The organism is Streptomyces sp. HB132 (genome assembly GCF_016909575.1).
Lineage (GTDB): Bacteria > Actinomycetota > Actinomycetes > Streptomycetales > Streptomycetaceae > Streptomyces.
Window position 1 is genome coordinate 43,771 of record NZ_JAFBGA010000017.1, and the last position, 17,205, is coordinate 60,975.

The following is a 17,205-nucleotide window of genomic DNA, read 5'->3' on the forward strand; positions in this document are numbered from 1 at the left end:
GGATGAGCGAGTCGACCACCCCCGGTACACGGTCCACCTCCGAGGCGTCGCCCACCGGTGCTCCGGCTCCGGGGCAGGGCCCGGCGGCCGGGCCCGCCACCCCGGAAGCCGCGGTGGCGGCCCTCGCGGCCAGCGGGCCCGGGTCGCCGTTCCTGATCGGGGTGCGCCACCACGCGCCCTCGCTGGCCGCCGCCCTCCCGGCGTTGCTGGACGCGGCGGCCCCCGACGTCCTCCTCGTCGAACTGCCCGCCGAGTTCCAGCCCTGGCTGGGCTGGCTCGCCCACGAGCAGACCGAGGCCCCGGTGGCGCTGGCCGCCGTGCCCGCCGAAGGGCCCGGGGCCGGCTCGGCAGGCGAACGGGGCCCGGCCTTCTACCCGTTCGCGGACTTCTCGCCCGAACTGGTGGCTCTGCGCTGGGCGGCGAGGAACGGGGTCCCTGCCGTGGCCTGTGACCTGCCGCTGGCCGACCGGGCGTGGGCGGGGGGCGGTCCGGACACCACCGTCCCTGTCCCGGGCGCCGACTCCGCACCCGTACCGGGGGAGGGCCACGGCTTGTCCGCCGCGCTCCGGTCCCGGCTCACGGGCCGGGACGGGGAGGACCTGTGGGACCGGCTGGTGGAGGCCCTCGCGCCCGGTTCGACACCCGAGGCGCTCCGCCGTGCCGCCCTGCTCACCGGCTGGGCGCTGCGCCGCGAGGCCGAGGCCCGGGGCGGGGTGAACGGCACGGACCTGATGCGCGAGGCGTGCATGCGCGGACACGTCGCCGAGGCGCTGGCGAGCGGGCGGCGTCCCGCCGTGGTGGTGGGGGCCTTCCACACCCCGGCGCTGCTGCCGTCCGCCGTCGGGGCCGCCGGGGATCCTGCCCCCTACGCGGACGACCACGTGAACGGCGCTGCCACGACGGCGGCGTGCACGGTCTCCCTGGTCCCGTACACGTACCCGCTGCTCGACTCACGGTCCGGCTACCCGGCCGGTATCCGGGACCCGGAGTGGCAGCACGCCGTCCTGGACGCCGACGGGGACCCGGCCGCGCTGCACGAGGCGCTGATCCGCACCGCGGTCCGCGTCTGCGCCGCCCTGCGCGAACAGGGCCACCCCTACGGCCCGGCGGACGGCCGGGAGGTGGTCCGGGTGGCCGGCGACCTGGCCCGCCTGCGCGACCTGCCCGCCCCCGGCCGCGGTGAACTCCTGGAAGCCGTGCAGACGGTGCTGGGGCGCGGCGAGACCTACGGCACGGGCCGTGCCGTCGCCCGGGCCCTCGAACGCGTACTCGTCGGAACCCGCACCGGACGGCCCGCGCCCGCCGCTCCGCGCAGCGGACTGGGCCCCGCCGTCGAGGCCGAGACAGCGGCGCTCTCCCTCCCCGGGCCGCAGGACACGCACGAGAAGACACCGCGCGACCTCCGGCTCGACCCGGCCCGCTCCGCCCTGGACCGGCGCCGTGAACTGCTGCTGCGCAGGCTGACGGTGTGCGGCATCCCCTATGCGCAGGAGCAGGGGGTGACCGGCGCGGCGGGTACGGAAGGACTCACGACGCGCTGGCAGGTGCGGTGGACCCCGGCGACGGCCGCGATGCTCACCGCGGCCGGGGCCCGCGGCGTCACCCCCGCCCAGGCGGCCGAGGGCGTACTGCGGCAGCGGCACGCGGCCGAGCGCGCGGAGGGCGGCCCGACGGCCGCCCAGGTCGTCCGCGGCCTCACGGAGGCCGCCGAGTGCGGGCTTCCCGCCCTGGCCGACGAACGGCTGACGGAACTGGCGGCCGTACTCCCCGCGAGCGGGACCCTTCCCGAACTCCTCGCCGGGCTCGACCTGCTGGATCGCGTCGCCGCCGGTCACCTGCCGGGTCCGGCCGCGCCCGAGCACCCCTCGGACCCGGATCCGGACGCCTCCGCCCGTGCCGCAGGCACCGCGCGCGCGGCCGAACTCCTGACCTCGGCCGCGGTCCGCCAGGTCGACGGCCTGACCGGCTCCGAGGAGCCCGAGGCCGCCAGGGCGCTGCTCGAACTGGCCCAACGGGCCGACCGGGTGGGCGGCATCCGGCTCACCGACGCCCTCGCCCGGCTGGCCGCCGACGGCACCCCGTTGATCGCCGCGGCCGCCGGGGCAGTCAGGGTGCTCACGGGCCACGAGGAGGCCGCGGCTTTCGGGGGGCGCGTCGCCTCCTGGGTGGACGGAGCTGTGGACAGCACCTCCAGGGCCGCGCTCACCGCCCGCCTCACCGGCGTCCTGACGGTGGCGGGCCCGCTCCTGACCGTCGGTGTCGACGCCCTGGACCCGTTGCTCGCCCGGGTAGTCGAGCTGGACGACACCGCGTTCCTGGCCCGGCTGCCCGCCCTGCGCGGCGGCTTCGACACCCTGAGCCCGGCGGCCCGGGACCGGCTGCTGGACACCGTCGGGGAGCGGCTGGGCGAACGGGTGGACACCCTCGACGCGGACGATCCGGCCGAGCTGGCCCGCCGAACGGCCGCCGACCTCGCGGCCCGCGAGCTCCTGACCGGCCTCGGCCTGCCCACCCCGCCACCCCCGCGCGACGGCCGGATCCCACCGCCGTCCGGCCAACCCGTCGCGACGTCCCCCACCGTCACACCCGCCACCGCACCGACCACCGGGGCCGCCCCCGTGCGGACCCTCGCCCCCGCCGACCGGTGGCGGCTCGTGCTCGGTCGGCGTCCCGACCGACTGCCGCCCGGCGCAGCCCGCCTGGCGACCGCTCTGGACGAGCTCTACGGCGCGGGACACGGCGAGGGATCCCGCGGTGGCATGCCCGGCTCCGGACCGCGCGGCGGCCGCGAACCCTCGTTCCCCGGTGTCCGCGAGTGGTCTGAGGAACTGGCCGCACTGTTCGGCCCCGGCGTCCGCGAGGAGGTCCTCGCCGCCGCAGCCGGGACAGGGCGGCAGGACGTCCTCGCCGAACTCGACCCGGCGGCCGCCACCCCCTCCGTGGAACTGCTCCGGACGATCCTGCGGTACGCCGGCGGCCTCCCCGAAGCCCGTCTCGCGGCGCTCCGGCCCCTGGTCCGACACCTGGTCGACGAACTGACCCGGCAGCTCGCCACCCGGCTGCGACCCGCCCTCACCGGCACCATGCGGGCCCGGCCCACCCGCCGCCCCGGCGGCCGGCTGGACCTGCCGCGCACGCTGCGCGCCAACCTGGCCACCGCCCGCCGGACGGCCGACGGAACGGTCCAGGTGATCCCCGAGAAACCGGTGTTCCGCAGTCGCGGCCGCCGGACGGCCGACTGGCGTCTGATCCTGGTCACCGACGTCTCCGGATCCATGGAGGCGTCCACGATCTGGTCCGCGCTGACCGCCTCCGTGCTCGCAGGGGTGCCGACCCTGAGCACCCATTTCCTGGCCTTCTCCACGGAGGTCGTCGACCTCACCGGCCATGTGCGCGATCCTCTCTCCCTCCTGCTGGAGGTGAGTGTGGGCGGGGGCACCCACATCGCCGCCGGGCTGCGGCAGGCCCGCAGTCTGATCGAGGTGCCCAGCCGCACCCTCGTCGTCGTCATCAGCGACTTCGAGGAGGGCGCGCCGCTCGGCGGACTGCTGGCCGAGGTGCGGGCTCTGGTGAACACCGGCTGCCACGTCCTCGGGTGCGCGAGTCTCGACGACGCCGGCCGGCCCCGTTACTCGACGGGCGTCGCCGGACAGCTCGTGGCCGCCGGGATGCCCGTGGCGGCCCTCAGCCCACTCGAACTGGCCCGCTGGATAGGGGAGAAGACCGCATGAACGCCGACCGGTTGCCACCCGTCGCGCCCGAGGTCACGGCCACGCTGGTCGAGGACCTCTCGCCCCGGCTGCGCAAGCGGCTGGACGCGGCCGTCACCAAACTCGGCGCCCGCCCGACGCACCGCGACGGGGACACGGTGACGATCGCGGTCGACGAGGAGACCGAGTTGCGCCTGCACGCCCCGGGCGGCGTGGTGGCGACTGCGGACGCCATCACCTGTGGTTGCCTCCTCGCCCCGGCATGCGTCCACCGCGCGGCCGCCGCCTGCGCCGCCCCCGTGGCCGACCCTGCGCCGGAGCCCCCCGAGCAGCCCACCCGGGTGCTCCCCGACCCTGTCTCCGGAACGGGCCCCGCCCCCGGCCCCGCCCCCGGCCCCGCCTCTCCGCCCGAGGTGGCGAGCCCGGCCCAGCGTGCCGCGGCCGACGCACTCTGGTCGGCGGGGGCCGCCGTGCTGGATGCCGGCGTCGACGGGGCCGGCGCCGTCACCCAGTCGGCCCTCCTGCGTGCAGCGCACACTGCCCGGATCCGGCACCTGCCGCGTGCCGCGGGTGCCGCACTGTCCGTCGTCACGCTGCTGCGCGCGGCCCGCGCCGGGGACCCCTCCTACCGCACCGCCGACCTCGTCACGGCCCTGGCCGAACTCCTGGGCACCGCACGCCGAGTGGGGACGGCGTCCGGGGCGGAGCTGGCTGCCGTCAGAGGCCGCGCGCGTCGGCCGTACAGCCCGGACGGCTCACTGCGTCTGTACGGCCTGTTCACCGAACCCGTGGTCACCGATTCGGGGCACGGCGGCGTCCGGACCTGGGTCGCCGGATCCGACGGCCGCCTCTGCACGGTCGGTGACGTGGCACCCGGCGGCGTCGGGCGCGCCGTGGGCGTGGCCGACCGGGCGGTGCGCCTGGGAGACAGCGCGCTCACCCATCGGGAGCTGGGCCGGGCCGGCCTGGCGGTCTCGGGGGCGACGGTCTCGCCGGACGGCAGACTGGGCGCCGGGAAGGGTGTCAAGGCCGTGACCGCCCGGGGCGCGGCGTGGACGGAGCCGCCGCTCGCCGCCCTGTGGGAGACGCCGCCGTCCGAACAGGCCGCCCGTGCCCTGCGGTCCACCTCCCGCTACGCCGACACGGACGGCGGTGGCGGCAGCGACCTGCTCTTCCTGGACGTCGAACTCCTCGGGGCCGTACGGGAGTCGGGCGGAACCTGCCTGCTCGCGCTGTGCGAGGGGGGTACCCCCGTCCGGCTCACCGTCGCAGACGACGACCCCGCGCTGGCCCACCGCGACAACCTGATGCTGCTGGCCACGGCTCCGGGGACACGGCTGAGGATCATCGGCCGCATGGTGCCCGCCCTTCACCCCCGGCTCACCCTCCTCGCCTGCTCGCACCCCACCGGCGAGGGCACGATCGACCTCGGCCTCGACCGCCTGCGCCGCGCCGACCTCCCGGACCCGGCTGCCCCCGTGCGCCCCGCCCCGCCCCGGCCCGGAGGACCCGGCGTCCACTCGCCGCTGTACCTCCTGGAGCGGCGCGTCGAACAGACGGTCCCGGCGGGCCGCGCCGCCCTCGGCATGCTCGGTGACGTCTCCGCCGAGACCCGCCGCCTCCGCCGGGCGGGCCTTCCCACAGCCGCCGGCCTTCTCGCCGCCCTGTGCGCCTCGGCGGCCCGACGCGATCGCGACGTCTTCGGCCGCCTCGTCCCCGCCGACACCGACGGCTTCGCCACCTACTGGCTGAGTGCCGCCCGTTACACGTCCGCCGTGGCCGAGTCCCTGTGCGCGGCAGCCTGGGAACCGACGAGGGAGGGCCGGGCCGAGGCGTCGTCCGCATCGGACCAGGAGCCAGGACGGGCCATGGTGTAGACAGCTGAGTACCAGAGGGCGCCGGTCCGCTCCCGCCCCTCGCGTCGTACTCCTCGACGCAGGCCCGACGGCCGTTGCCCGTCCCGGTCGTCCTCGCGTACGCGCAGACGGGCGGGCGGGCACCCGGTCAGCAGTCCCCGGATCGCCCCAGGGCTGAACGGGGTGCTTCTCCAGCTTTGATGCCCCTGCCTCCGGTCCATGGATCTCCAGGTAGCGGCTCCGTATAGCCTGGGGAAATGCTGACAGAAGTCACCACGACTCGCTATGTCACGCCCCTGCGGGAGGGCGGATCACTGCCCGGGATCGTCGAGGCCGATGACCTGGGTACGTACGTCATGAAGTTCACCGGGGCCGGACAGGGCCGCAAAACCCTGGTCGCGGAAGTGGTCTGCGGAGGGATCGGCCGGAGGCTGGGGCTGCGCGTGCCGGAACTGGTGACCATGCAGCTCGACCCCGTCATCGGTCTCGCCGAGCCGGACCAGGAGGTGCAGGAGCTCCTCAAGGCCAGTGCCGGACTGAACCTGGGGATGGACTACCTGCCGGGCTCCCTCGGATTCGACCCGCTCGCCTACGAGGTCGGCGCGGCGGAAGCCGGAAGGGTCGTCTGGTTCGACGCGCTGATCAACAACGTGGACCGTTCGTGGCGGAACCCCAACATGCTCGTCTGGCACGGCGATCCGTGGCTGATCGACCACGGGGCCACCATGATCTGGCACCACAACTGGCCCGGCGCGCAGGCCTCCGCGGCCAAGCCGTACAACGCATCCGACCACGTCCTCGCGCCGTTCGGGCCCGACATCGCCGCTGCGGCCGCCGAGCTCGCACCGCTCGTCACGGAGGAACTGCTCACCGAGGTGACGGCGGAGGTCCCGGACGAGTGGCTGGTCGGTGAGCCGGGGTTCGAGACCCCGGACCAGCTGCGCCGGGCGTACGTGGAGCCGTTGCTGGCACGCGCCGCCGGCATCCACGAGCGCATCGTCCTGGAAGCACCCACGAAGACCCGGCCCTCCCAGGCCCCCGGATGGCTCACCGGGCGCCTGAGCCCCCGGCCGAAGCCCACCGGGACGGACCACGACGTGCAGGCGGGCGCCGTACGCGACAGCAAGGACGGCGGCCGATGAGCGAGCGCGATGTCTTCGAGTACGCGGTCCTGCGCGTAGTTCCGCGCGTGGAGCGCGGTGAGTGCTTCAACGCGGGCGTACTGGTCTACTGCCGGGCCAAGTCCTTCGTCGCCGCGCGAACGCACCTGGACGAGCGCAAGCTCGAGGCGCTCGACCCGCACGCCGACGTACTCGGTGTGCGGGCCGCCCTGCGGGCGGTCGAGGGCCTATGCGGCGGCGGTGAGGGGGCGGGCCAGGCGGCGGGCGACGACGCGGGGCGACGCTTCCGCTGGCTGATCGCGCCACGCTCCACGGTCGTCCAGCCCGGTGCGGTTCACAGCGGTCTGACCGCGGATCCGGCCGCCGAGGTGGAGCGGCTGCTCGACCTGCTGGTCCGCTGATCCGAAGGCCGTCGCCCCGGCCCGGGAGGTTCGGGGCGGCAGCGCCGTCCGGTGTGACATGCGCCCGTGGCCCCGTGTGCCGTTGACACCGGGTGCCAGGGCTTCTAGCGTCTCGACTGCTGAAGGTACTAAGCGGTTGCTCAGTTATCGGGAACTTCCTGACGTCCGCTGAGCCGCGATCCAAGGGCGAGGAGAACCAAGCATGTCCACCACCGAGCAGCGCGTCGCCATCGTGACGGGAGCGGCACGGGGCATCGGCGCCGCCACCGCTGTACGCCTTGCGGCCGAGGGCCGCGCCGTCGCCGTACTCGACCTCGACGAGGCGGCGTGCAAGGACACGGTCGAGAAGATCACCGACGCCGGGGGCAAAGCCCTCGCCGTCGGCTGCGATGTGTCGGACAGCGCCCAGGTGGAGGCCGCCGTCGCGCGTGTGGCCGCCGAGCTCGGCGCCCCGACGATCCTCGTCAACAACGCGGGCGTGCTCCGCGACAACCTGCTCTTCAAGATGAGCGAGTCCGACTGGGACCTCGTGGTGAACGTGCACCTCAAGGGCGCCTTCCTGATGGCGAAGGCCGTCCAGTCACACATGGTGGAGGCCAAGTTCGGCCGCATCGTGTCGCTCTCGTCCTCCTCGGCGCTGGGCAACCGGGGCCAGGCGAACTACTCCGCCGTCAAGGCCGGCCTCCAGGGCTTCACCAAGACGCTCGCCAAGGAGCTCGGCAAGTTCGGTGTGACCGCGAACGCCGTCGCCCCCGGCTTCATCGTCACCGAGATGACGGCCCAGACGGCGGAGCGCGTCGGCATGGGCTTCGAGGAGTTCCAGGCCGCCGCCGCGACGCAGATCCCCGTGCAGCGCGTGGGGCGCCCCGAGGACATCGCCAACGCCATCGCCTTCTTCACGGGCGAGGACGCGGGCTTCGTGTCCGGACAGGTCATGTACGTCGCCGGCGGACCGCTCAACTGACCCCGGAAGGGCAACGGACAACATGACTGTGCAGGACAGTGGCAAGGTCGCGCTGATCACGGGCGCGAGCCGGGGCATCGGCTACGGCATCGCCGAGGCGTTCGTCGCGCGGGGTGACCGGGTGGTCATCACGGGCCGTGGCGAGGACGCCCTGAAGGAGGCCGTCGAGAAGCTCGGAGCCGACCGGGCGGTCGCCATCGCGGGCAAGGCGCACGACGAGGCGCACCGGGCCGCGGCCGTCGAACGTGCCATGGAGGCGTTCGGCCGGGTCGACTACCTGGTCAACAACGCGGGGACGAACCCCGTGTTCGGGCCGATGGCCGAGCTCGATCTCAACGTCGCACGCAAGGTCTACGAGACCAATGTGATCTCGGCGCTCGGATTCGCCCAGCAGACCTGGAAGGCATGGCAGAGGGACAACGGCGGGGCGATCGTCAACATCGCCTCGGTGGCGGGCGTCTCGGCGTCCCCGTTCATCGGTGCCTACGGCATGAGCAAGGCGGCCATGGTCAACCTGACCCTCCAGCTGGCTCACGAGTTCGCGCCGGTCGTACGGGTCAACGCGATCGCCCCGGCCGTGGTGAAGACCAAGTTCGCGGAGGCGCTGTACGAGGGCCGTGAGGCCGAGGCTGCGGCCGCCTACCCGCTGGGCCGGCTCGGTGTCCCGCAGGACATCGGCGGTGCGGCGGCGTTCCTCACCTCGGACCAGTCCGACTGGGTCACGGGGCAGACGCTCGTGGTCGACGGCGGCATCTTCCTGAACGCAGGCGTCGCCTGAGAGAGACCTGAGCCGGTTTGGGTCCGATTGACTCAAGTGCCCCGCCGGACCGGAGGATTGCCCCGCCGGGCCATGGGATTGCCCCGGCGGGGCACTGCGGTATGGTCTGCCGACCCACAGGCCGATCGAGGAGCGTGCGCGTGTTCTACCGGGCCAGTCTGCAGGCCGCTGCAGCCCTTGCATCCCTGTCTCTTCTCGCCGGTTGCGGCCTGCTGTCGGACAGCGGTTCGGAGACGGACCAGCGGATATCGGTCGGTACGACGAGCTCGCCCTCGACCCTTGATCCGGCGGCGGCGTGGGACGGTTCCTGGGAGCTGATGAGGAACGTCTTCCAGACCCTGGTGAGCTTCCCGACCGGCAGCACCAGCCCGGAGCCCGACGCGGCGGAGGAGTGCCTGTTCACCGACGCCACGAGCATGGCCTACCGGTGCACCCTTCGCTCCGGCCTGAAGTTCTCCGACGGGGAGAAGATCGACGCCGAGGCCGTGAAGTACTCCATCGACCGGATCTTGAAGATCAAGGTCAAGGGCGGTCCGGCCGGCCTCCTCGGATCCCTCGACCGGGTGGAGACCGAGGGCGACGACACGGTCATCTTCCACCTCGCCAAGGCGGACGCGACCTTCCCGTTCATCCTGGCCACTCCCGCGATGTCGATCGTCGCTCCCGGTGACTACCCGGCGGACGGCATCCGCGACGACGGCAAGGTCACCGGTTCGGGTCCGTACGTCCTCGATTCGTACGAGCCGGGCAAACAGGCCGAGCTGACGAGGAACCCCGGCTACAAGGGGTTCGCGGACCGGAAGAACGACGCGGTAACGATCCGTTACTTCGAGGACTCCACCCCCATGGTGGAGGCGCTGAAGAACAAGGAGATCGACGCCACCTACCGCGGTCTGACCGCCGAGGAGGTCGTCGGGCTCGAGGACGACAAGAAGGACAACAACGGTCTCCAGATCGTGGAGTCGGTCGGCGCGGACATCCGCTTCCTTGTCTTCAACCCCGACGACCCGGCCGCGGGGAAGGTCGCCGTCCGGCGGGCCGTCGCCCAGGTGGTGGACCGTGACGCCCTGGTCGCCAAGGTCTACCAGGGCACAGCCGAACCGCTGTACTCCATGGTCCCGAAGGGCATCGCCGGGCACGCCACCAGCTTCTTCGACTCCTTCGGCGACCCGGACGTGGCCGAGGCCAGGGCGCTGCTGTCGAGAGCCGGTATCACCGAGCCGGTGAACTTGACCTTCTGGTACACCACGGACCGCTACGGCTCCTCCACCGCTCGCGAGTTCGCCGAGCTGAAGCGCCAGCTCGAGGCGTCCGGCCTGTTCCGGATCACGTTGAAGAGCGCCCCGTGGAAGACCTTCCAGGAGGGATTCACCAAGGGCGACTACCCCGTCTTCGGACGTGGCTGGTTCCCCGACTTCCCGGACCCGGACAACTTCATCGCTCCCTTCGTGGGCCAGGACAGCGTCACAGGCACCCCGTACCTGAGCCGCGAGATCACCCAGCAGCTGCTGCCGACCTCCCGCAAGGAGAGCGACCGCGGTGCCGTGGCCGACCAGTTCAAGCGGGCCCAGGAGATCCTCGTCAAGGACGTGCGGCTGCTGCCCCTGTGGCAGGGCAAGCTCTACGTGGCGGCGGGTGAGGACATCGGCGGCGGCGAGCGGGCGCTCGACCCGCAGACGGTCATGCAGATGTGGGAGCTGTACCGCAAGACGAGCTGGTAGCGGGCTCGGCGGTCCCGTTGTCAGAGGCCCCCGGTAGGTTCTCGACCAAGAACCGATTGCTTACCGGAGGTTGTGGACGTGACCGACACCGACCTGCTGCCCGAGTCCTGGCGCGGCGTCCTCGGCGATGAGCTGCAGAAGCCCTACTTCGAGGAGCTCATGGCCTTCGTCGAGGAGGAGCGGGCCAGGGGTCCTGTGTATCCGCCGCGCGAGCAGGTCTTCGCCGCGCTGGAGGCCACCCCGTACGACCGGGTGAAGGTGCTCGTCCTCGGCCAGGACCCCTACCACGGTGAGGGCCAGGGCCACGGCCTGTGCTTCTCGGTGCGGCCGGGCGTCAAGACGCCCCCCTCGCTGCGCAACATCTACAAGGAGATGCACGAGGAGCTCGGCCTGCCGGTTCCGGACAACGGATACCTGATGCCGTGGGCCGAGCAGGGCGTCCTGCTGCTCAACGCGGTGCTGACGGTCCGCGGCGGCGAGGCGAATTCGCACAAGGCCAAGGGCTGGGAGAAGGTCACCGACGCGGTCATCCGCGCGGTGGCCGAGCGGCCCGACCCGGCTGTCTTCGTCCTCTGGGGCAACTACGCGCAGAAGAAGATCCCGCTGATCGACCAGGAGCGCCACGTGGTGGTCAAGGGCGCGCACCCCTCGCCGCTCTCCGCCAAGAAGTGGTTCGGCTCCCGTCCCTTCACCCAGATCAACGAGGCCGTCGCCGCACAGGGGCACGAGCCCATCGACTGGCGGATCCCGGACCTGGGCCTGAAGCCGACCCGGCCGACCGCGGGGGCCCGCGCCTGAGCGGGATTACCCATCTGCGACTAGCGTCTGAGTGACCGGAACATGCCGGGCGCTGATCGGAGAGGCCTCTGTGGTGGAGCAGCAGCAAGTGCCGGGCGACGCCGTCATGACCAGGATCGGCCAGGCGGTCATGCTGCTCCACGCGGGGGACAGGGAAGAGGCACGCAACCGGTTCGGGACCATCTGGTCGGAGATCGGTGAGAGTGGTGAGGCGCTGCACCGCTGCACCCTCGCCCACTACATGGCCGATACCCAGGACGACCCCGGCGACGAGCTGGCCTGGGACCTGCGGGCGCTGACGGCCGCCGAGGGCCTGGCCGGGGCGGTGGTCGCGGAACCGGACGCGGAGCACCGGGACGCCACGGCGGTGCGGGCCCTCGTGCCGTCGCTGCACCTCAATCTGGCTGCGGACTACGTGAAACTGCAGCGCTTCAGGGCCGCCCGGGTCCACCTGGACCGGGCCTGGGACGCCGTCGGTGTGCTGGAGGACGACGGATACGGCGGAGGTGTCCGCGCCGCCATCGGACGTCTGGAGCGGCGCATGCGGGGGAGTGCGGCAGGGGAGTGACCCGGCTCGGAGCCCCGCGCGGCGTCGGCGGACACCGGAAACCGTCCGGTCTCGCCGGGGCTTCACCTACGTGCCCGACGTGCCCGACGTGCCCCAAGTGCCCGGACCGAGCATCCCCCGTAGCAGTTCGGTGCAGCCCGTCCGCAGCTGGGCCTCCGTCGGCACGGCCCGGTGGTAGGACCCCACGGCGCACGCGAACATCATTCCCTCGGCCCACGCCACGACCGAGAGCGCATGGCGTTCCGGTTCGGCCGACCCCGCCGTGGCCATCAGCGCCACCAGCGGTTCGCGGAACCGTCTGCCAGCCTCGTCGTAGAACGTCCTGAGCGCGGGGCGCCTCGTGGCCTCCAGCGCCAACTCGTAACGGCACACCAGTAGCCCGGCGCTGCCGGACAGATACCGGTGCAGTGCGTGTGCCAGCCCTGCGGCCATCCCTTCCGGACCGCCGCCCGCCGGCAGTTCCCCGGGTGCGAGCACCTGCCCTTCGAGCTCGGCCAGCCGGCGCACGGCGGCTTCCAGCAGCGCCTCCCTGGTGCGGGCGTGGTTCGACGTCGAGCCCTGGGGGAGGCCGGCCCGCTCGTCCACCGCCCGGTGCGTGAGGCCCCTCATGCCGCGTTCCGCGAGGAGGGCGAGCGCGGCGTCGGCGATCAGGTCGGCGCGGGACGGGCCTGTCCGCGGAGTGCTGTCTGCGGGTGTCGGGCGTGTGGGCATGAAGTCAATCTACCGCTGTCACTACACCTGTAGTAAGGTGAGGTCGTTACTACAGGTGTAGTGAGAAGGGGGTTCGGTCCTGGCGGCATCCCGAGCGGTGGTCATCGGCAGCGGCATCGGCGGACTCACCGCCGCCGCGGCACTGTTCCGAAGCGGCTGGCAGGTCACCGTGCTGGAGCGCGCCGCCTCGCTCGAACCCATCGGCGCGGGCATCAGCCTCGCCCCCAACTCCCAGCGTGCCCTCGACGTCATCGGGCTCGGCGACGAGGTCAGGTCACTCGCCGCCTGGCAGGGCGACGGGGGCATCCGTACGCCGTCCGGGCGCCGACTCGCCCGGACGGACAGCTCCGCCGCGGCCGAGCGGTTCGGCGGGCCCCTCGTGCTGCTGCACCGGTCCGCGCTCATCGGCCTGCTCCGCGCCCGGCTCCCCGCGTCCGCCGTACACCCCGGCACACCGGCACGGATCGTCGCGCCCGGCAGTGCGGACGGGCGCCGGGCCGTGGTCAGGACTCCCTCGGGAGACATCGAGGCCGACCTGGTGATCGGCGCCGACGGCATCGGGTCGGCGGTACGCACCGCGCTCTTCCCCCGTCATCCCGGACCGTCGTACAGCGGCTTCACCACCTGGCGTGTCATCGCCCCGGGACTCGGCCGCACCTTCAGCCCGCACGAGACCTGGGGCCGCGGCGAGCTGTGGGGCAGCCACCCGCTGAAGGACGGCGGGATCTACGCCTACGCGGCGGCGGCCGTGCCGGCGGGAGTCCGGGCCGCGGACGACGAGAAGGCGGAACTGCTGCGCAGGTACGGCGACTGGCACGACCCGATCCCCGGGATCATCGACTCTGTGGCGCCCGACCAGGTGCTCCGCCACGACGTGTACCACCTGGACGTGCCGCTGCCGTCCTTCCACCGGGGGCGCACCGCGCTCGTCGGTGACTCCGCGCACGCCATGGTGCCCTTCCTCGGGCAGGGCGGCAATCAGGCCATCGAGGACGCCGTCGTGCTCGCCCACCACGTCACGCAGGGCGGGGACCTGGGCGCGGGCCTGGCCTCCTACAGTGCGGCCAGGGTGCCCCGCACGACCGCCGTGGTCCGCAAGGCCGCGCAGGTCTCCCGGATGACCAGGCTGTCGGGGGCGCCGGCCGTCGCCCTGCGCGACGGGCTCATGTCCGCGGTTTCCCGGCTCGGCCCCGGGCTCGTCCTGCGGACGTTCGACGGAATCTGCGACTGGCGCCCGCCGCAGCGCACGTATGCTGCCGTGACCAGGGAAGGGCAGAGCACACGACCGTGACGACGCCCTGGTCAAGGCGACAGGGAGAACCTCGTGAAGGTCGGCTGCATCGGGCTCGGCGACATCGCGCAGAAGGCGTATCTGCCGGTACTGACGACCCTGCCCGGCGTCGAACCGCATCTGCAGACCCGCACCCCGGCCACGCTGGCAGCCGTGGCGGCGTCCCACCGGATCCCCCCGGCGCAGTGCCACGAGGATCTCGGCTCACTCCTGGACCAAGGGCTGGACGCCGCCTTCGTGCACGCCCCGACCGCAGCTCACGCGGAGATCGCCGGCCGGCTGCTCGAAGCCGGCGTCCCCACCTACGTCGACAAGCCCCTGTCGTACGAACTCGCCGATTCCGAGCGGCTCGTGGCCCTCGCCGAGGACCGCGGTGTCTCGCTCGCGGTCGGGTTCAACCGCAGGCTCGCCCCGTCGTACGCGCAGTGCGCCGAGCACCCGCGTGAGCTGATCCTCATGCAGAAGAACCGGGTGGGTCTCCCCGAGGACCCGCGCACCATGGTGCTCGACGACTTCATCCACGTCGTCGACACCCTGCGCTTCCTGGTCCCCGGCCCCGTGTCGAACGTCGTCGTGCGGGCACGCGTCGCCGAAGGGCTGATGCACCACGTGGTGCTCCAGCTGTCCGGCGACGGTTTCACCGCCATCGGCACGATGAACCGGCTCAACGGATCGACGGAGGAGATCCTCGAGGTCTCGGGGCAGGACGCCAAGCGCCAGGTCCTCAACCTCGCGGACGTCATCGACCACAAGGGGCAGCCGACCCTGCGGCGACGCGGCGACTGGGTGCCGGTCGCCCGCCAGCGAGGCATCGAACAGAGCGTGCTGTCCTTCCTCGACGCGGTCCGGGCCGGGCGGGTTCTCAGCGCCCAGGACGCCCTGGAGACCCACCGGCTGTGCGAGCGGGTCGTCCAGGACGCGGTGGAGCAGGCGTCCTGAGACGCCTCAGCCCCGCCGCACCCAGGAAGACGGCCAGCACCGCAAGCGCGCCGTACACCGGCCAGGCGCCCAGCCGGACGTAGAGAGTGGTGCCCCGGGCGAGCGGCACGTCGTACACGGCGGCCTCGCTCGCGTCCGTACCGAGCGCCGCTCCCACCTGTTCACCCCGAGGTCCGTACACCGCGCTCACACCCGTGAGCGTCGCGTGCACCATCGGGCGGCCCGTCTCGGCCGCCCGCAGCGCCCCGAGCGAGGCGTGCTGTGCGGGGGCCCAGCTGTGCTGGAACGTCGAGGTGGACGACTGCGCGACGAGCAGTCGTGCCCCGTCCTTAGCCAACTGCCGGCTCATGTCCGGGAACGCCGACTCGAAACACACCAGAGGGCCCACACGCAGCCCGTCCGGCAGGTCCATCACCACGGGGCCGCTGCCGCGCAGCCGGTCCTCGCCCGCCGCCTTGCCCACCGACGTGGCCCATCCGAGCAGGCCGCGGGCCGGGACGTACTCACCGAACGGCACCAGGCGCATCTTGTCGTAGCGGTCCCCGGTCGGGCCCTCGGGGCCCACCAGCACGGCGGACTTGAAGATGCCGGTGCGGTCGGGGCCGTCCGTGCGACGCGCGTCCATGTTGACCAGCACGTCGGCGCCGACCAGACGCGACAGCGCGGCGACGCGGTCCGCCGTGCCCGGACTCCGGGACAGATCGACACCCACACTGCTCTCGCCCCACACCACCAGGTCCACGTCCCGGCCCGCCAGACCACGGGTCAGTTCCTCGCCGCGCGCGAAGCGGCGTTCGACGCTGCCGGGACCCTCGACCACACCAGGCTGTACCACCGCGATCCTGGCCGTACCGGAAACCCGGGGCTGCGGCGCCCATGCCACTGTCGCCCCGACGCCGATCGCCCCCGCCACCAGGCACGCGGCCGCGGCCGTGCGGGCCGCCGGTACGGCGAGCAGCAGCGTGAGCGCCGTGTTCACGGCCACCACGCCCAGACTGACCAGCCATACTCCGCCCACCGAGGCGACGCGCAACGCGGGCGGGACGTCCCACTGGCTGGCGCCGAGCAACCCCCACGGGCCGCCGAGCCCCTCCCAGGAGCGGACCAGTTCGATCATCAGCCATCCGGACGGCACCACGGCCACGGCGGCCACGGAGCGGAGCGCGGACGGCGAGCCCCCGAGCAGCCGGGCCACGAGCAGGCCCCAGGGGGCCCACAGCAGACCGAGCAGGGCGGCGAGCACCACGATGAACACATGAAGGCTCGGCATCAGCCAGTGGTGCACGGCGAGCATGAAGCCCACGCCGCCGAGCCAGCCGTCGGCCGCCGCACGGCGTCCCGTCCCCGCCGACCGGATCAGCAGCAGCCAGGGCACCAGAGCGACGTAGGCGAGCCACCAGAGCGAGGGCGCCGGAAACGTGAGCGCGGGCAGGGCCCCCGCGAACAGAGCCGCGACGCCCCGCCCCGTACGGGACCGCAGCAGCCGCTCGTACGGCCGTGCGCCGCCCTCACCCGCCCGCCCGGCCGGAGGCCGCTCGCCCCGCATAGGCATGCGTCTCCTCCTCGCCCGTCCTGCGCTTGATCCCAGTGTGGTGCAGAAGATCAGCAGCGCACAGGGGGCGTGCCGCGGTACCGAGGTGTGCGACGACCGTCACCGGCAGTGGATCAGCCTGCGTCCGCTCCGGGCGCGCACCTCCACATCCGGTGCGCCGTGGCGGATCGGATCCGCCAGCCCACCTCCGTGCGCCGCAGTTCGAAGACGTACCGGCCGCCGGTGAACAGGGCCGGAGCCGACTCCCCGTCCCAGGCCTCCGGGCCCGCCGGACCGAGGTAGTCGGCCCGCACCTGCGCCCGGTCGCCCGGACAGCCGCCCAGGTCCTGCAGGTCCAGACGCCGGTTGACGATCAGATGCTGGCGGGCGGGAAAGGGCCGTAAGCCCTCCGCGAGCCACCTCCCTGCCTCGGCGGCCGGTCCCTCGGACCCGCCCGCGCCGCGGTAGTCGGCCTGCCCGTCCGGCGTGAACAGTGCGGCGTACTCCTCCCAGGCACCGTCGCCCACCGCCACCGCGTAGTCGGTGATCACTGCATCGATGGAGAGCCGGTCCATCACCGTCGCGAGAGCCACGCGCTGTGTCATCGCCCAAGTCTCGTCGGTCGGGAGCGGCACGCCTAGGGGGTGTCCGCGACCTCTCCGCTCTGCTGCCGGTCCCGGCGCCGGGCGAAATCGTGGCAGGGCCACGGGGAAGCGATCGGACCGCTCAGTTCCGGGCTGATCCCCGGCCGGGGATCGCCGTAGTGGCCGTACGGGCTCATGGGCGACCCGCGGCCGAAGCCGCGGCACACCCCCT

Annotated in this window: 14 protein-coding genes; 11 read left to right on the top strand and 3 right to left on the bottom strand. The window is 73.1% G+C overall.

All coding sequences use genetic code 11. The features are described from left to right. Positions 1-2 precede the first annotated feature (2 nt). From JOC24_RS28010 to JOC24_RS28050, 9 genes are all read left to right on the top strand, one after another. Positions 3-3,731, top strand: coding sequence for a vWA domain-containing protein (locus JOC24_RS28010; protein ID WP_239581100.1), 3,729 nt, complete (start codon positions 3-5; stop codon positions 3,729-3,731). Further along, entirely contained in the window at positions 3,728-5,587 is a 1,860-nt protein-coding gene (locus JOC24_RS28015; protein ID WP_205023198.1) for a hypothetical protein, read from the top strand. Before JOC24_RS28010 ends, JOC24_RS28015 begins: the two co-directional genes overlap by 4 nt. Positions 5,588-5,823: 236 nt before the next feature. Next, positions 5,824-6,708: a HipA family kinase gene (locus JOC24_RS28020; protein WP_205023199.1), complete on the top strand. Its 885-nt coding sequence runs from the start codon at positions 5,824-5,826 to the stop codon at positions 6,706-6,708. After that, complete coding sequence (locus JOC24_RS28025; RefSeq protein ID WP_205023200.1) at positions 6,705-7,088, top strand: DUF3037 domain-containing protein; 384 nt, start codon at positions 6,705-6,707, stop codon at positions 7,086-7,088. The genes JOC24_RS28020 and JOC24_RS28025 overlap by 4 nt, the downstream gene beginning before the upstream one ends. Before the next feature lie 202 nt (positions 7,089-7,290). Further along, the gene (fabG, locus tag JOC24_RS28030) at positions 7,291-8,052 is read left to right on the top strand and encodes a 3-oxoacyl-ACP reductase FabG (RefSeq protein ID WP_205023201.1); all 762 of its coding nucleotides are present in this window, start codon (positions 7,291-7,293) and stop codon (positions 8,050-8,052) included. 22 nt (positions 8,053-8,074) lie between these two features. Next, positions 8,075-8,830, top strand: coding sequence for an SDR family oxidoreductase (locus tag JOC24_RS28035; RefSeq protein WP_205023202.1), 756 nt, complete (start codon positions 8,075-8,077; stop codon positions 8,828-8,830). A 140-nt stretch (positions 8,831-8,970) separates the two neighbouring features. After that, a complete protein-coding gene (locus JOC24_RS28040; RefSeq protein ID WP_205023203.1) occupies positions 8,971-10,551 on the top strand; it encodes an ABC transporter substrate-binding protein in 1,581 nt (526 codons plus the stop codon). 78 nt (positions 10,552-10,629) lie between these two features. Then, the gene (locus JOC24_RS28045) at positions 10,630-11,349 is read left to right on the top strand and encodes a uracil-DNA glycosylase (protein WP_205023204.1); all 720 of its coding nucleotides are present in this window, start codon (positions 10,630-10,632) and stop codon (positions 11,347-11,349) included. Between the two features lie 70 nt (positions 11,350-11,419). Then, a complete protein-coding gene (locus tag JOC24_RS28050; protein WP_374104536.1) occupies positions 11,420-11,917 on the top strand; it encodes a hypothetical protein in 498 nt (165 codons plus the stop codon). 66 nt (positions 11,918-11,983) lie between these two features. On the opposite strand, the gene JOC24_RS28055 is transcribed toward JOC24_RS28050, so the two are convergent. Beyond that, positions 11,984-12,628, bottom strand: coding sequence for a TetR/AcrR family transcriptional regulator (locus tag JOC24_RS28055; protein WP_205023206.1), 645 nt, complete (start codon positions 12,626-12,628; stop codon positions 11,984-11,986). A gap of 79 nt (positions 12,629-12,707) precedes the next feature. Here JOC24_RS28055 and JOC24_RS28060 point away from each other — a divergent pair, with 79 nt between their 5' ends. Continuing rightward, on the top strand, positions 12,708-13,919 hold the full coding sequence (locus JOC24_RS28060) for an FAD-dependent monooxygenase (protein ID WP_205023288.1): 1,212 nt from the start codon (positions 12,708-12,710) through the stop codon (positions 13,917-13,919). A 33-nt stretch (positions 13,920-13,952) separates the two neighbouring features. Beyond that, positions 13,953-14,858 (top strand): Gfo/Idh/MocA family protein, encoded by a 906-nt coding sequence (locus JOC24_RS28065; RefSeq protein ID WP_205023207.1) that lies wholly within the window; start codon positions 13,953-13,955, stop codon positions 14,856-14,858. On the opposite strand, the gene lnt is transcribed toward JOC24_RS28065, so the two are convergent. Then, a complete protein-coding gene (lnt, locus tag JOC24_RS28070) occupies positions 14,782-16,410 on the bottom strand; it encodes an apolipoprotein N-acyltransferase (protein ID WP_374104534.1) in 1,629 nt (542 codons plus the stop codon). The genes JOC24_RS28065 and lnt overlap by 77 nt on opposite strands. A gap of 113 nt (positions 16,411-16,523) precedes the next feature. Then, positions 16,524-16,994: a nuclear transport factor 2 family protein gene (locus JOC24_RS28075; protein WP_205023208.1), complete on the bottom strand. Its 471-nt coding sequence runs from the start codon at positions 16,992-16,994 to the stop codon at positions 16,524-16,526. Between the last annotated feature and the right edge of the window lie 211 nt (positions 16,995-17,205).

Excerpts from the sequence above, each read along its gene's own strand:
- JOC24_RS28010 (WP_239581100.1), top strand. The coding sequence starts at position 3 with ATGAGCGAGTCGACCACCCCCGGTACACGGTCCACCTCCGAGGCGTCG.
- JOC24_RS28015 (WP_205023198.1), top strand. The coding sequence starts at position 3,728 with ATGAACGCCGACCGGTTGCCACCCGTCGCGCCCGAGGTCACGGCCACG.
- JOC24_RS28020 (WP_205023199.1), top strand. The coding sequence starts at position 5,824 with ATGCTGACAGAAGTCACCACGACTCGCTATGTCACGCCCCTGCGGGAG.
- JOC24_RS28025 (WP_205023200.1), top strand. The coding sequence starts at position 6,705 with ATGAGCGAGCGCGATGTCTTCGAGTACGCGGTCCTGCGCGTAGTTCCG.
- fabG (WP_205023201.1), top strand. The coding sequence starts at position 7,291 with ATGTCCACCACCGAGCAGCGCGTCGCCATCGTGACGGGAGCGGCACGG.
- JOC24_RS28035 (WP_205023202.1), top strand. The coding sequence starts at position 8,075 with ATGACTGTGCAGGACAGTGGCAAGGTCGCGCTGATCACGGGCGCGAGC.
- JOC24_RS28055 (WP_205023206.1), bottom strand. The coding sequence starts at position 12,628 with ATGCCCACACGCCCGACACCCGCAGACAGCACTCCGCGGACAGGCCCG.
- lnt (WP_374104534.1), bottom strand. The coding sequence starts at position 16,410 with ATGCCTATGCGGGGCGAGCGGCCTCCGGCCGGGCGGGCGGGTGAGGGC.
- JOC24_RS28075 (WP_205023208.1), bottom strand. The coding sequence starts at position 16,994 with ATGACACAGCGCGTGGCTCTCGCGACGGTGATGGACCGGCTCTCCATC.